Raw genomic sequence first — 12,493 nt, 5'->3', positions numbered from 1 at the left:
GGAATGTAGACAATGAAATCTTTGATTTCCGAAAACATTAATTGATGGCAGTAAGTGTAAAAAAATCAATCAAATCCGCTACTCCGAGATGGTATCTATCGGCCAAAGCAAAACTTCGCTAAATGGTTCGGATCGTCGGCTGCCCGCTGCCCGCTGCCAGCAGTCAGTCGAGCTTGGCCAGAGCTGGCAGCGGTTGGAAACGGTGTATCCGCCGACACGGTTAGCTCGGACGCCCTAACAGCTGTGCCGCGTTCTCGCGGTAGATTGCCAGGCGCGACAGAACATCGACATCCATCGCCTCCAGCGCTGCACTGAAAGTCTTGATGCCGAAATCGGGTGCCATCGGAAAATCGGTCCCGAACAAGATCCGCGATGGATCCGCAACCTGCGCCAGCGCGGCAAGTGTGGCAGGCCCAGCCGCCAACGCCGTATCGTAGTAAAAGGCACGGAATGCAGCCGCCGGGTCGCCGATCCGCTCAACCACACCCGGCATCATCTGCAGACAAAGCGAAATGCGTGGGAAGAGGAATGGCAGCGCACCGCCGGCATGTGAAAGGATGAACCGGACCCCCGGAAAGCGCGACAGAATGCCAGCGATGATCATGCTAGTAGCGGTTCTCGTCGTATCGAAGGGAAATTCCAACACCGACGCGGGCGCAACTGCCGGCAGGGCGTAGGACGGCTCGTTCGGATGGATGAGTACCACTGCGCCGCGTCGATCGAGTTCTTCCCACAACGGGGTGAAGCGATCATCCCCGAGATAACAGCCCGCATAATTGGTGAAGATGATGAAACCGTCCGCCTGGAGCGTATCAAGTGCGTGGGAAACTTCCGCAAGGCTCGCGTCCATATCCGGTAGCGGCAGACTGGCGAAAGCGCCGAAGCGGCCAGGATATTTCTGGCGAATATCAGCGGCCGCATCGTTGCAGCCACGCAGGACCCTGATTGGGTCGTCAATCGTCGGCACCGAGGATACCGAGAGGATGCCCTCGGCGATGCCCATCTCGTCCATCATCGCGATCGCCTTGCCGGGAGACCATTCAGGCGCGCGCTTGTTAGGCATCTGCGCAGCAAGCACATCCATGCCAACCGCATCGACATAAACCTTTGGAAAGAAGTGCTGGTGAGTATCGATCTTTCCCATTGTCATCGTATCTTGTCCTCGTAACGCCACGCATTGCCGCATCATCGCGACAGCAGCGCAGCCCAGGCTTTAAGGTTGGGTGTTTTTCGCGTGTCGTCCTGTGCGCAGGCTGCACATAAAGTCGGTATTGCGCCCCGCGCGGATTACTTACGAAATTTTGTATTGCCCACCATCTACAGGAAGCGCCTGCCCGGTGATGAACGAGGCATCCTCGCTGGAGAGAAAACAGACCGCACCAGCAATATCGGCCGGCTCGGCAAATCGCTTGATCGCCTGCTGCTGCCAAGTCTGTTGCTTGACATCGTCAGGCATGTTCTGAGTAAGACGCGTATTTGTGATGGCGGGAAGCACCGCATTGACGGTGATGCCCGAGTCGGCGACATCGTTCGCCAGTCCACGAACGAAACCGATAACTCCCATTTTGGAGGCCATGTAGTGACTCATTCCCGGTATCGCGATTCCGATGGAATTGGACGATATATTGATGAATCTTCCCCATTTGTTTGCCCGCATCTGAGGCACGAATTGTTTTGCGCTCAGAAAGTGCGCATCGAGGTTGATGGAAAACGTCTTTTTCCATTGCTCGAATTCCAGTTCGTCGATCAGCTTTTCGCTGCCGATTCCGGCATTGTTTACGACAATATCGGTGCGACCAAATCGATCCCGGACCATCTTGTCGACGCGGCCCCAGTCTGCAGCGTTGGTTACATCGCCAGTGAGGATCAGACTGTCTCCATCGATCATGCGAGCGGTGTCGTGCGCCTCCTCGATATCCAGCAAAACCAGACGCGCGCCATGACCCGCTAATTTCAAGGCGATAGCCTGCCCGATACCGCGGGCCGCGCCTGTCACTACGGCGACACGCCCATCGTGACTTAATTTCGAATCTTTCATCCTCTGTGTCTCCACTAAGTTGAGGGCGCGACGCGGACGCCAGGCCAATCGTCGCGCCCCCGTTGTCAGAACGGATACTGAGCCTGGTTCTCGCTGTGACGGGCGTTGATCCAGATCGTGTCCGTGAAATCGTTCATGCAGTCCGGCCCGGTCCGACCCCAGCCGCTGTCACGCACGCCGCCCAGCGGCACATGCGCCTCGTCGTTGACCGTAGCGGTGTTGATGTTGACAACCCCGGCCTGGATGCGTGGCGCCAGTTCGAGGGCCCGGTAGCTGTCGCCGCTCAGGATCGATGCGACAAGACCGTAGGAGGTACGGTTGGCCACCCGGACTGCGTCTTCGACCGTATCCACCGGCTCGACGATCACCACCGGTCCAAATGTTTCCTCGTTGGAAATCGTCGCTTCGTAGGGAACGTTGGTCAGGATGGTCGGGTGATAGACCTGCCCATCGAACGTTCCGCCCGTCTCGATCCGGGCACCCAGCGACACCGCCTGCTGAACACCCTTGTGGACTTTCTCGATTGCGGCGGTGTTGATCAGCGGGCCGATCAGTGTCTCCGGATTGGACGGATCGCCCATCGGAAGCTGGCGTGCCCGCTTGACGAATTTTTCAAGGAATTCGTCGTGCAACTTGCGCGCGATGATGACCTTGCGCGTGTTCATGCAGATCTGCCCTTGGTGGAAGAACGATCCGAAGACCGCAGTGCGCACCGCATAATCGATATCGACGTCGTCGAGAACGATCAGTGGGTTGTAGCCGCCCAACTCAAGAACCGAACGCTTGAGTGTCCGCCCGGCGCGCTCGGCAAGAATACGCGCCGTGCCGACGCCACCGATCAAGTTGATGCAGCGCACGTGCGACGAGGCGAAGACCTCATCGGCAATGGCGCCGGCGCCGCCGGGCGCGTGGGGAACGACATTGATGACACCTGGCGGGAAGCCGGCTTCTTCCGTGATCCGCGCGACCATCAGTCCCGCCGAGACCGGCGCGAACTCGGATGGCTTGATGACGACCGTGTTGCCGGCCGCAAGCGGCCCGAGCGCGGCGCGCCAGGACAGGATATTGGCGCCATTCCAGGGCGTGAAGCACGCAACGACGCCAAGTGGGCGACGGATGCTAAAGGAAAACCGGCCAGCAACGTCGCTCGCGAACGTTTCGCCCCGTGGGTTGTAGATCCAGCCCGCCGCTGCCTCAAGGTTTTGAACCACAAGACTTTGCTGGAAGCGGGCAAACGAGATCGTGCTTCCCGTTTCACGTGACAGGATATCGGCGATTTCCTCCGATCGGGCGCGGTAGATAGCAGCAGCTTTCAGAAACAGGGCGGCCCTTTCGCCGGGCGCCATCGCTGCCCATGCCGGGAATGCCGAATTTGCCGCTTCAAAGGCGGCACTGGCCTCTTCAGCGCCGCACGATGCCACGCGCGACATCAACTTACCGCTATAGGGCTCCAGCACATCGAACGTCGCATTGCCGGACGCTTTTTTCCATTCGCCACCAGAATAGTAATCGTGGCTTTCGGTATTAGTCATTATCTAGCCTCATAGTTGAAATGGTTAGACGATCCTTCCCGCTAATTCAGGGGCTTGCGTTCACTAAACAGTCATTGATCTTGACGTCGGCGCCTGTCACCAAATAGCTTTCGTCAAGCGTGAGGAACCCACAGTCAGCGACATCCTCTCAATCCACCAGCGTCTTGCCGAGATGTAGTCGGCCCATTCCGTGGTCCTTGCCCTGCTCCATCGTTCGGCTGGTTTCCATCACTCTTTACATATTGGCAAATTCGATTTTTAGATAAGTATTGGTGTGACAGTAGTTTCTTTTGCTGCTTGGCTGCGCGGCATGTTTGCTCACGACCCGATGCTGCGCACTATCGTCGATGAATTTTGGACAATCACGAATCCGCCCACACCTTTTTTTAGGCGTTGTAATAGCCAATGGCTTGATCGCAAATGCATCGACACCGCACTCATCTCCAGCTGCTCTTAGTCAGGCGCGGCGAGACAATGGCATGCTTGCGCAAACAGCGAAAGCCGGTATATTTCGATGGGAACCATCGGCGAATTCGATAGAAGGATAAGGGCGTGCTTGACGGTATCTCTCTTGATCAATTGCGTACCTTTGTTGCTGCGGCCGATGAAGGAAGCTTCTCCGCTGCAGCCCGATACTTGAAGCGAACCCAGTCCGCAGTCAGCGAAGCCATTGCAAACCTGGAAGCGCAACTTGCGGTTATGCTGTTTGACCGCAGCGCTCGATATCCGCAGCTGACGGCAGAGGGTCGCGTCCTCCTTGCCGACGCACGATCTGTCATCGCTGGGGTCGATTGCATGAAGGCGCGCGCAAAAGGCATCTCGGGCGGACTCGAGGCGGAACTCACTGTGGTGATCGACGTCTTAGTGCCGGTCACACCGTTTGCCGAGGTAGCTCATGCGTTTCAGCGGCAATTTCCAACCACGCCTTTGCGGCTCTATGTCGAATCCCTCGGCAGTACGGTGCAGCCCGTTCTGGATCGTCATGCGAGCTTTGGCTTGGTTGGATCCTTGTCAACGCTCCCCCCGGGCCTTCTGGCGGAGCGCGTCACTGACGTTGAATTCGTCATGGTCGCGGCAGTCGGTCATCCGCTTGCGGCGCACACTGGCGTCATCCCGCGTGAGGAGCTTGCGCGACACGTTCAACTGGTGCTGACAGATCGGTCCGCCCTTTCCACCGGGCGAGAATTCGGCGTCATGTCGCCTTTAACCTGGAGGTTGACAGACCTTTCTACCAAGCATGCCCTCTTACTCAACAGCCTGGGGTGGGGGGGGATGCCGCTCCACGCCATCGCAAAAGACATTGCCGAGGGACGGCTGGTCGAACTGTCGATTCAAGATATCCAGCCAGGACTTCGGCTTCCGATTTCGGCCGTCTACCGGCGCGATACGCCTCCCGGACCCTCAGCCCGTTGGATGATCGAGCAGCTGAAAGGGTGCTCGAAAGAGCTACAGGGCGAAATACCTGTTGCCGTCAGCGTGCGCCCTGCCGAGTGACTCACGGAGATAGTGATGTCTGTCTTCAGCTTTTCGCGCCCTCCGGGGCGATAGCGGTCCTCAAGGCTCGGGCGACTTCAGTGCCGAGCAGTTCGGTCGAACGCTGCATCGCCTCGGTCTCGAGCATCGCGGAGCTCATCTGGAAGGTGATGCGGGAGAGGCCGCCGAGTACTTCGTCTGCGCGTAGTATCTTTTTGCGCACCGTATTCGGATCGCCGATCAGAAAGACGTAGCCGTGTGCGCCCCACATTGATGGCGACCGCTTCGTGTGTCGCGTCGTCCACCATCGCCAGGCACTTGATCACTCGGCCTTGGGCGGTGCGGTCGAACACGAAGTCCATCGATCACATCTGATTGGCCTGCGGTGGCAGCAGCAGCGGCTCACGGCTGCAGGCACGATAGTGCTGGCCGACGCGTTGTCGGTCGTCACCAGTGTCGCCTTCATGAAGGCGCGCGCGAAAGGCATCGCGAGCGGCTTCGAAGCCGAGCTTTCGGTGGTAATCGATATTTACTTTCCGATCGATGCCATGCCCAAGGTTGCACATGAGGTCCATACGCAATTTTCGTACACGCCGTTGCGACTTCATGTCGAAGCCTCCAGTGGCGTGGTGTAGCCAGTCGTCGATGGGCGTGCAAGTTTAGCCCTGGTGGTTTACTCGCAGAAACTGCCGACGTGCCTGGTGACCGAGCGTCTTGGCAACATCGAGTTCGTGGTGGCCGCTGCGGCGCTACGTCCGCTGGCCACGCAGCACGGCACGGCACGATCACTGCCGAGACGCTTGCACGGTATGTCCAACGGGTGCTGACCGAGCGTTGCGACCGACCTGTCTGCAGCGCATGGGCGCGAGGTCATGGCGCCGCTCACCTGGCGTCTGGCGGGCCTGTTCACCCAGCATGCCTTGCTGGTCGGTGGACTTGGCCGGGGCGAGATGCCCGTGCATGCCGTCGTGCAGGACATCGCCGAGGGGCGGCTGGTGGCGTTTGCGGTTCAGGGCGTACCGCCAGGTCGTGTCACGCTGCCGCTGCCGGCGATCTAGCGCAATCGGGCGCCTCCGGGGCCAGCCGGCCGCTGAATGATCGAGCGGCTCAAACAGTGCGCCGAACGGCATGCGGAAAATACGGTTGACACTCCGGCAAGTGTGCTTTAGTGTTGTTTACACACACTCACATGAAAGCAGGGTTGATGTCCACCAGCACCCGATTCGTCGTTGCGGTCCACACGCTCACTGCCCTGGCAATGAGCGACGGCAAGCCGCTGCGTTCCGAAGATCTGGCCTACTCGGCGAACACTGGCGCGGTGGTGATCCGCTCGCTGCTGTCGCGTCTGTCCGAGGCCGGCTTGACACGCTCGCAGCTCGGTGCCGGCGGCGGTGCCCTGCTGGCCAAACCGGCCAAGAGAATACGGTTGCTTGACGTGTATCAGGCGGTGGAGGACACCGAGCTGTTTCTGACGCACCGGACGCCGCCGTGTGAGAATTGCGCAGTGGGCGGCAACATCCTCGAAGCGCTGGCTCCGCCGCTGGCGCGGGCTCGCAAGGCGCTTGAAGATGAGTTGGCCAAGACCACCATTGCCGATATCGCCGCAGAGGTGGCAAGGTTGGGGAAGTTCTCCATCCCGCTGGTCTGGTGATCATTTGTTTATAAATGTAATTGTGTCGATGACATAAAACCAACCCGCAATATCGTTGCAGCACTGCCGTTCCAAGACTGCGTAGCCCTCGGGGCGCTGCCGGTCCCCTCTTTCCAAGCCCCTAGACATCTATCAGGAGAACATCATGCGTATTGGTATTATCGGTTCCGGCGCCCTTGGCTCCAGCGTTGCACGTGTTCTGGCCAAGCACGGCATTGCGGCCACCATTTCCAACAGCCGCGGCCCGGCGTCGTTGGCATCGCTTGTGCAGGAGCTGGGTCCTTCCATCAAGGCGGGCACGGTCGCAGAGGCTGCGAGCGCCGACATCGTCTTTGCGGCGATTCGCTGGACCGATATCGAAAAAGTGCTGGGTGGCCTGCCTGCATGGAACGGACGCATCGTCGTCGATGGCACCAACCCGGTGGAATTCCTCGATCCGGATTCGCCCGATGCCAACGACGCCAGCAACCCGCTTGCCGCGTATGGCATCAAGGCCGTCGATCTGGGCGGGAAATATTCCAGCGAGGTGTTCAGCCAATTCGTGCCGGGCGCACGTGTGGTGAAGGCGTTCAACCATCTGGACGTCAACGTGCTGTCCGAGCCCGAGGTTGCCGGTGGCAAGCGCGTGCTGTTCTACTCGGGCAATGATGCCGCCGCCAAGGCCGAGATCCACAAGATAATCGACGCCACCGGCTTCTTCGCGGTCGATCTGGGCACGCTGGATGTGGGTGGACCGCTCGCCTCGCTGCCGTTCGGCGCACTGGCCACGCACAACTTCATCAAGCTCTAAGCGCACGTCAGCCACATGACCGAACGGCGCGCCGTCGGCCGCCGTTCGGCTACAGGCGGCGCCAGGCTGACCCGAACGATGGTGTCCAAGTCTGGCGGCGCACCATGTGGCTTTATCTGGTGCGATGGGGTCTGGCCTCATTGGATTGCCCCGGCACTTGGTGGCCGCATCCGGGCCGTCGCATGCCGATGCAACGCTGCAGTGATGCAGCAGGCAGGTGATGTGCCGTTGCAACCGCGGCTGCCGCATGCCCGTTGCACAAGATGTCCAAGCGGCCGCGTGGCGGACGTGTCTCTTCGCCGCTACTACAACTCCATAACTGTCATTGCGATCGACCAGACGGCACCGCCATGGTGGCGGCGTTGATCGGTCGGTTCGTCCAACCATATAGCTGGCGATGTCCGGATTGTCGCAGCGGAGCATCGCCCCTATCACTTCACCAAGAGCACATTGCGATGAAAGCACAGCGTGCCTCCAGGCAGGCAGACCAACACGCCTCACGGCCGTCGTACGATGTCCCGCGCCCATTGGCCATGCGCACCCGCGGGCGCGGGCATGGTCCGATCACGCGCCTGGCAAGCCCAGGCGACCTGGGCCAGCTGCTCAAGCCATTCGTTTTCCTTGATCTGTTCGACATTCAGCCCACGGCGGTGGGCCGTGGTTTCGACATGCATCCGCACTCCGGGATCGCCACGTTGACTTATCTGATGCACGGCGAGGTCGGCTACGAGGACACCACCGGCAAGAAAGGCGTACTGCCCGCCGGTGGTGTGGAGTGGATGCGCGCCGGCAACGGGGTGTGGCATTCCGGACTGCCGGTGGGTATCGCATCGGCCAGGGGGTTCCAACTGTGGGTGGCGCTGCCCCCGGCCGAGGAAAACGCACCAGCGCAAAGTATGTATCTGCCGCCTGACAGACTGCCGGTGGAAGGACCGGCAACAGTGTTGCTTGGACGCTACGGCTCAGCCCGGAGCCCGATCCCGATCCGGGCGGAGATGACCTATCTGGCTGTGCGCCTGAAGGATGGCGAGCGCTGGCGCTATACGCCGCCAGCCGGTCACAGCGTGGCCTGGCTCGCGCTCATCGATGGCGGTTTGGACGTGGGCCAGAACATCGACGCCGGCGAATTGGTGGTGTTCGAGGAATCGGAGCAAGCGATCCAGATGCTGGCCAAGGGCGATACAGCATTCGTGCTTGGTTCGGCGGTGAAACATCCGCACGACTTGGTGCTGGGCTATTACTCGGTGCACACCAGCGAGGCGACGCTGGCGCAGGGAGAGGCGGAGATTCGTCGCATCGGCGACCGATTACGCCGCGCCGGCCGGTTGCCGTAAGCGGGCGAGCGTAAACCCGCGTCGCTGGCATGATGGTATCGCGCAAGCCGACCGTGGTTCTACTCCAACGCCGCGACTTGGAATGCGCGACGGCACCCGGGCCTTACCGCGCTCTTCGGAAGTTCATAACACACTCTAAGCTAGAGCACTGGCATAAGATCGCAGACTTACTGCTTCACGGTAGTAGCTGGCCTTCGTCGTTTCTTCAGTTCCGGCGATGTGCCAGCTGGAAGCTCTCTATTCTTTCATCCGCACCGAGCACCCGAGCGATTTCAGCCATCGGCAAGTGCTTTTCTCGTGTTGCGGCGGTGGCGATGAAGTGCCATTCCGCCAAACTGTCGTTCATGCTGATCGACAGCGTGCCCGGTGCAATCTCGTATCCCTGTTCGTGAACCGAGCGTTCGAGCGTCTCGGCCAGTGGTGCCGCACCCTACTTGAAGCGCACCACGACAGCAATTCCGGCATGTGTCGGAAGCCACTTCTCAAGACGATGCCCCCACATCATGCAGGCCAGTGAGAGCGCCGACAGGGAGATGGCGGCACCATAGAAACCGACGCCGACCAGGATGCCGATCACGCTCGACGACCAGACCGAAGCTGCGGTCGTCAGGCCACGAATATTCAGACCGTCCTTGATGATGATCCCGGCGCCGAGAAAACCTATGCCGGTGACAACGCCCTGCACCACGCGCATTGGATCAGCCAATGCAGGCGCCGATGCGTGGCCGCCGTGCCAGAGCGACGGATAAGTGGTCAGAGCGGCCGACGCCATGCAGACCAGGCCGTACGTGCGCAAGCCAACGGCACGTCCGTTGAACGTTCGCTCGTAGCCGACGATCAGGCCAAGCAGCAGCGCCCCTGCCAGGGTCAGGAAAACCGTGACGTTGGCCGAAACCGCAGGGGATGAACCGTAAGCAGACCAGATGCCGTCCCAGAATTCACTCATTTTTGATCATCTCCGTTTCCCACGCCTGAGAGCTGCCTACTGATGGCGAGGCTTCTCGCGCAGCACCGTCTTCACGGCAGGGACAACCTCGGTGCCAAGCAACTCGATCGAGCGCTGCATCGCCTCGGTCTCGAGCATCGCGGAGCTCATCTGGAAGGTGATGCGGGAGAGGCCGCCGAGCGCTTCGTCGGCAGCGAGAATTTTTTCGCGCACCGTGCGCGGCTCACCGATGAGGAAGGCGCCTTCGGGGCCGCACATCGCGTCGAACTGGGCGCGTGTTGCGGTCGACCAACCACGCTCGCGGCCGATCTCGGTGAACATGTGCGCCCATCCGGGAAAGAACGCGTCCCGCGCGCTGCGGTCGGTGTCGCCGACGAAGCCCATCGCATGCATGCCGACCTTGAGCGTTTCCGGTGCATGGCCGGCCTTTTTGCCCGCTTCGCGATACAGGTCCACGAGCGGACGAAAGCGACCGAAACCGCCGCCGATGATCGCAACCATCAAGGGCAGACCGAGTGTGCCGGCGCGGACGAACGACTGCGGCGTACCGCCGACGCCGAGCCAGATCGGTAGCTTGGCCTGGTGCGGCCGCGGGTACACGCCCTGGCCCTGCAGCGGCGGCCGGAAGCGGCCGCGCCAGGTGACGTGCGTGTCGGCGCGCAGCTTCAGCAGAAGATCGAGTTTCTCTGCGAACAGGGCGTCGTAGTCCTCCATCGCAAAACCGAACAGCGGATAGGCTTCCCCGAAGGAACCGCGCCCGACGACGATCTCGGCACGCCCCTTGGCGATGAGATCGATGGTGGCGAACTCCTGGAAGATGCGCACCGGGTCGGCCGCACTCAGCACCGTGACCGCGCTCGCGAGCCGGATGCGCTGGGTGCGGGCCGCAGCCGCCGCCAGGATGACGACGGGCGCGGAATCGAGAAATTCCTTGCGGTGGTGTTCGCCGATGCCGAACACGTCGAGCCCGACGCGGTCCGCGGTTTCCACCTCTGCGAGCAAAGCTTCCATGCGGTCGGTCGGAGACACCATTAGGCCCGTTGCCGGGTTGGGAATGGTTGCCGCAAAACTGTCGATGCCGATTTCCATGTCGGGTCCTCTTAGTCGAGCTTCGCCAGCGCGCTGGCCTCAAACGACACCATCGGCTGACCGCTGCGCGCTTTCTGTGGCCAGGTCGGGTTGGCAATCAGCGCGCGTCCTATGGCGACGAAATCGAAGTCGCCACGCGCCATCATCTCGCGGAGCTGAGGAAGATTGTCGGCCGCATCGCTGCCCGGGCCTTCGCGGCTCTCCATGAGGTCGCGTTTGAGCGTCACCGAGCCGACGCTGATGGACGGCTTGCCCGACAGTTTTTTGGCCCAGCCTGCGAGGTTGAGGTCGGCACCGAATTCACCTTCCCAGAACCGTCGCTGCGACGCGTGAAACGCATCCACGCCCGCGTCGACGAGGGGATGAAGAAACGCCTCCAGTTCGGCAGGAGTCGCGAATGGCTTTGCCAAAAAGTCATGCAGCTTGAACTGCGAAAAGCGCAGCGTGACCGGAAAGGCCGCACCCGTGCGACGCTTGATTTCCTGGACGATCTCGACGGCCAAGCGGGTGCGCTGGGCCGTGTCGCCGCCGTAACGATCGGTGCGCAGGTTGGATTCCGCCCAGAAGAACTGGTCAAGCAGGTAGCCATGGCCGCCGTGCAACTCGACACCATCGAAGCCGAGTTCCTCTGCGGAGAGGGCAGCCGTGGCATAGGCGTCGATCACCTCGTCAATCTCTTTCTGCGTCGCCGGCTGGTCGAGGCGCCTGGGCATGATGCCGAAGCCGCCAGTCATGCCAGAGGGACCGACCAGGTGCCCACGCGAGCTGCCGTCGACCTCCTTGACCAACTGCCCGACGTGCCAGAGCTGCGGCATGATCTTGCCGCCCGCTGCGTGGACTTCGTCGACCACATGCTCCCAGCCGGCCAGCGCGTCGTCGCCATAGAAGCGCGGTGCGGCCGCGTCGTCGGAAGCGCTCCAGTGCGGCACCCAGGTGCCCTCGGTCACGATGAGGCCAACGCCGCCTTCCGCACGCTTGCGGTAGTAGGCGGCCACGTCGGCGCCCGGCACGCCGCCGGGCGACAGGGAGCGCGTCATCGGCGCCATGACGATGCGGTTCTTGAGTTCGAGCGATCCGATACGGCCGGGCTCGAAGAGGATGTCTGTCATTGGGTTTCTGAGTGAGTGGGGTGTGTTTGGCTCAATGCGCGAGTTGAACGCCCGCATGGGCGACCAGCACGTTCGATGCGGCGATGAGTTTGTCGACGTGGCTCGGGGTCATGCCTGCCGACGGCTGGATGACGCGGCCGCGGCTGTCGAACATGGCACCGCTGTGCATGTCGGTGTCCGCCGAAAGCAGCTGTGGCGCCATGCGTGCGGCGTAGGTTGCGGCACTCTTGGAGACTAGGGCCTGTTAACACATCCGAAGCCCATCAACGACTAGGACGAAGCTGAGGAATCCAAGGAACATGACATCCAGCTTCTCGAAGCGCGAGAAAATCCGGCGGTAGCCTTTCAAGCGACGGAACAGTCTCTCCACTTCGTTGCGCCGCTTGTACATCTGCCGGTTGTACTCCCAAGGCTCGACCCGATTGGATTTCGGCGGGACCACCGGCACGAAGCCAAGATCGAGCGCTAACTGGCGGGTTTCGTTGCCTTCGTAAGCACGGTCCATCAACAAATGAATCGGCCGCTCCACTG

15 protein-coding genes and 1 pseudogene are annotated in these 12,493 nt (G+C 61.0%); 5 read left to right on the top strand and 11 right to left on the bottom strand.

Annotation, left to right across the window (positions count from 1 at the left end):
* Positions 1 to 220: 220 nt before the first annotated feature.
* From ABS769_RS14095 to ABS769_RS14085, 3 genes are all read right to left on the bottom strand, one after another.
* Positions 221 to 1,144, bottom strand: coding sequence for an amidohydrolase family protein (locus tag ABS769_RS14095; RefSeq protein WP_317062996.1), 924 nt, complete (start codon positions 1,142 to 1,144; stop codon positions 221 to 223).
* 147 nt (positions 1,145 to 1,291) lie between these two features.
* The gene (locus ABS769_RS14090) at positions 1,292 to 2,038 is read right to left on the bottom strand and encodes an SDR family NAD(P)-dependent oxidoreductase (protein ID WP_317062997.1); all 747 of its coding nucleotides are present in this window, start codon (positions 2,036 to 2,038) and stop codon (positions 1,292 to 1,294) included.
* A gap of 65 nt (positions 2,039 to 2,103) precedes the next feature.
* A complete protein-coding gene (locus ABS769_RS14085; RefSeq protein WP_317062998.1) occupies positions 2,104 to 3,570 on the bottom strand; it encodes an aldehyde dehydrogenase family protein in 1,467 nt (488 codons plus the stop codon).
* A 552-nt stretch (positions 3,571 to 4,122) separates the two neighbouring features.
* On the opposite strand from ABS769_RS14085, the gene ABS769_RS14080 reads away from it, so the two are divergent.
* Complete coding sequence (locus tag ABS769_RS14080; RefSeq protein ID WP_317062999.1) at positions 4,123 to 5,064, top strand: LysR family transcriptional regulator; 942 nt, start codon at positions 4,123 to 4,125, stop codon at positions 5,062 to 5,064.
* Positions 5,065 to 5,089: 25 nt separating this feature from the next.
* Here the strand turns inward: ABS769_RS14080 and ABS769_RS14075 are convergent, their stop codons facing one another.
* Positions 5,090 to 5,314, bottom strand: coding sequence for a hypothetical protein (locus ABS769_RS14075; RefSeq protein WP_317063011.1), 225 nt, complete (start codon positions 5,312 to 5,314; stop codon positions 5,090 to 5,092).
* Positions 5,304 to 5,450 (bottom strand): annotated as a pseudogene (locus ABS769_RS14070) (IS3 family transposase); the annotation flags it as partial. The gene ABS769_RS14075 and the pseudogene ABS769_RS14070, both read right to left, overlap by 11 nt.
* 465 nt (positions 5,451 to 5,915) lie before the next feature.
* Between ABS769_RS14070 and ABS769_RS14065 the strand changes: the two are divergent.
* From ABS769_RS14065 to ABS769_RS14050, 4 genes are all read left to right on the top strand, one after another.
* Complete coding sequence (locus ABS769_RS14065; RefSeq protein WP_317063000.1) at positions 5,916 to 6,101, top strand: hypothetical protein; 186 nt, start codon at positions 5,916 to 5,918, stop codon at positions 6,099 to 6,101.
* Between the two features lie 146 nt (positions 6,102 to 6,247).
* On the top strand, positions 6,248 to 6,694 hold the full coding sequence (locus ABS769_RS14060; RefSeq protein ID WP_317063001.1) for an Rrf2 family transcriptional regulator: 447 nt from the start codon (positions 6,248 to 6,250) through the stop codon (positions 6,692 to 6,694).
* 145 nt (positions 6,695 to 6,839) lie between these two features.
* Positions 6,840 to 7,484, top strand: coding sequence for an NADPH-dependent F420 reductase (locus ABS769_RS14055; protein ID WP_317063002.1), 645 nt, complete (start codon positions 6,840 to 6,842; stop codon positions 7,482 to 7,484).
* A gap of 455 nt (positions 7,485 to 7,939) precedes the next feature.
* The gene (locus ABS769_RS14050; RefSeq protein WP_317063003.1) at positions 7,940 to 8,818 is read left to right on the top strand and encodes a pirin family protein; all 879 of its coding nucleotides are present in this window, start codon (positions 7,940 to 7,942) and stop codon (positions 8,816 to 8,818) included.
* 205 nt (positions 8,819 to 9,023) lie between these two features.
* On the opposite strand, the gene ABS769_RS14045 is transcribed toward ABS769_RS14050, so the two are convergent.
* The 6 genes from ABS769_RS14045 to ABS769_RS14020 form a co-directional block, all read right to left on the bottom strand.
* Positions 9,024 to 9,164, bottom strand: a complete 141-nt coding sequence (locus ABS769_RS14045; protein WP_317063004.1) for a hypothetical protein — start codon at positions 9,162 to 9,164, stop codon at positions 9,024 to 9,026.
* A gap of 84 nt (positions 9,165 to 9,248) precedes the next feature.
* Positions 9,249 to 9,764, bottom strand: coding sequence for an MgtC/SapB family protein (locus tag ABS769_RS14040; protein ID WP_317063005.1), 516 nt, complete (start codon positions 9,762 to 9,764; stop codon positions 9,249 to 9,251).
* 36 nt (positions 9,765 to 9,800) lie between these two features.
* Complete coding sequence (locus ABS769_RS14035; protein ID WP_317063006.1) at positions 9,801 to 10,853, bottom strand: LLM class flavin-dependent oxidoreductase; 1,053 nt, start codon at positions 10,851 to 10,853, stop codon at positions 9,801 to 9,803.
* Between the two features lie 11 nt (positions 10,854 to 10,864).
* Positions 10,865 to 11,962 (bottom strand): 12-oxophytodienoate reductase, encoded by a 1,098-nt coding sequence (locus tag ABS769_RS14030; RefSeq protein WP_317063007.1) that lies wholly within the window; start codon positions 11,960 to 11,962, stop codon positions 10,865 to 10,867.
* A gap of 31 nt (positions 11,963 to 11,993) precedes the next feature.
* A complete protein-coding gene (locus ABS769_RS14025) occupies positions 11,994 to 12,164 on the bottom strand; it encodes a hypothetical protein (RefSeq protein WP_317063008.1) in 171 nt (56 codons plus the stop codon).
* A 42-nt stretch (positions 12,165 to 12,206) separates the two neighbouring features.
* Positions 12,207 to 12,493 (bottom strand): transposase (locus ABS769_RS14020; RefSeq protein ID WP_317063009.1); only part of this gene is annotated, 287 nt, incomplete at its 5' end.

The organism is Xanthomonas hortorum (assembly GCF_040279205.1).
Taxonomy (GTDB): domain Bacteria; phylum Pseudomonadota; class Gammaproteobacteria; order Xanthomonadales; family Xanthomonadaceae; genus Xanthomonas; species Xanthomonas hortorum_F.
This window is presented reverse-complemented; position numbering and strand designations above follow the sequence as displayed.

What these genes read in the sequence shown, in the direction of transcription:
- ABS769_RS14065 (WP_317063000.1), top strand. Translation starts at nt 5,916, where the DNA reads ATGGCGCCGCTCACCTGGCGTCTGGCGGGCCTGTTCACCCAGCATGCC.
- ABS769_RS14035 (WP_317063006.1), bottom strand. Translation starts at nt 10,853, where the DNA reads ATGGAAATCGGCATCGACAGTTTTGCGGCAACCATTCCCAACCCGGCA.
- ABS769_RS14090 (WP_317062997.1), bottom strand. Translation starts at nt 2,038, where the DNA reads ATGAAAGATTCGAAATTAAGTCACGATGGGCGTGTCGCCGTAGTGACA.
- ABS769_RS14030 (WP_317063007.1), bottom strand. Translation starts at nt 11,962, where the DNA reads ATGACAGACATCCTCTTCGAGCCCGGCCGTATCGGATCGCTCGAACTC.
- ABS769_RS14050 (WP_317063003.1), top strand. Translation starts at nt 7,940, where the DNA reads ATGAAAGCACAGCGTGCCTCCAGGCAGGCAGACCAACACGCCTCACGG.
- ABS769_RS14055 (WP_317063002.1), top strand. Translation starts at nt 6,840, where the DNA reads ATGCGTATTGGTATTATCGGTTCCGGCGCCCTTGGCTCCAGCGTTGCA.
- ABS769_RS14085 (WP_317062998.1), bottom strand. Translation starts at nt 3,570, where the DNA reads ATGACTAATACCGAAAGCCACGATTACTATTCTGGTGGCGAATGGAAA.
- ABS769_RS14025 (WP_317063008.1), bottom strand. Translation starts at nt 12,164, where the DNA reads ATGGCGCCACAGCTGCTTTCGGCGGACACCGACATGCACAGCGGTGCC.
- ABS769_RS14040 (WP_317063005.1), bottom strand. Translation starts at nt 9,764, where the DNA reads ATGAGTGAATTCTGGGACGGCATCTGGTCTGCTTACGGTTCATCCCCT.
- ABS769_RS14045 (WP_317063004.1), bottom strand. Translation starts at nt 9,164, where the DNA reads ATGAACGACAGTTTGGCGGAATGGCACTTCATCGCCACCGCCGCAACA.
- ABS769_RS14095 (WP_317062996.1), bottom strand. Translation starts at nt 1,144, where the DNA reads ATGGGAAAGATCGATACTCACCAGCACTTCTTTCCAAAGGTTTATGTC.
- ABS769_RS14060 (WP_317063001.1), top strand. Translation starts at nt 6,248, where the DNA reads ATGTCCACCAGCACCCGATTCGTCGTTGCGGTCCACACGCTCACTGCC.
- ABS769_RS14075 (WP_317063011.1), bottom strand. Translation starts at nt 5,314, where the DNA reads ATGTGGGGCGCACACGGCTACGTCTTTCTGATCGGCGATCCGAATACG.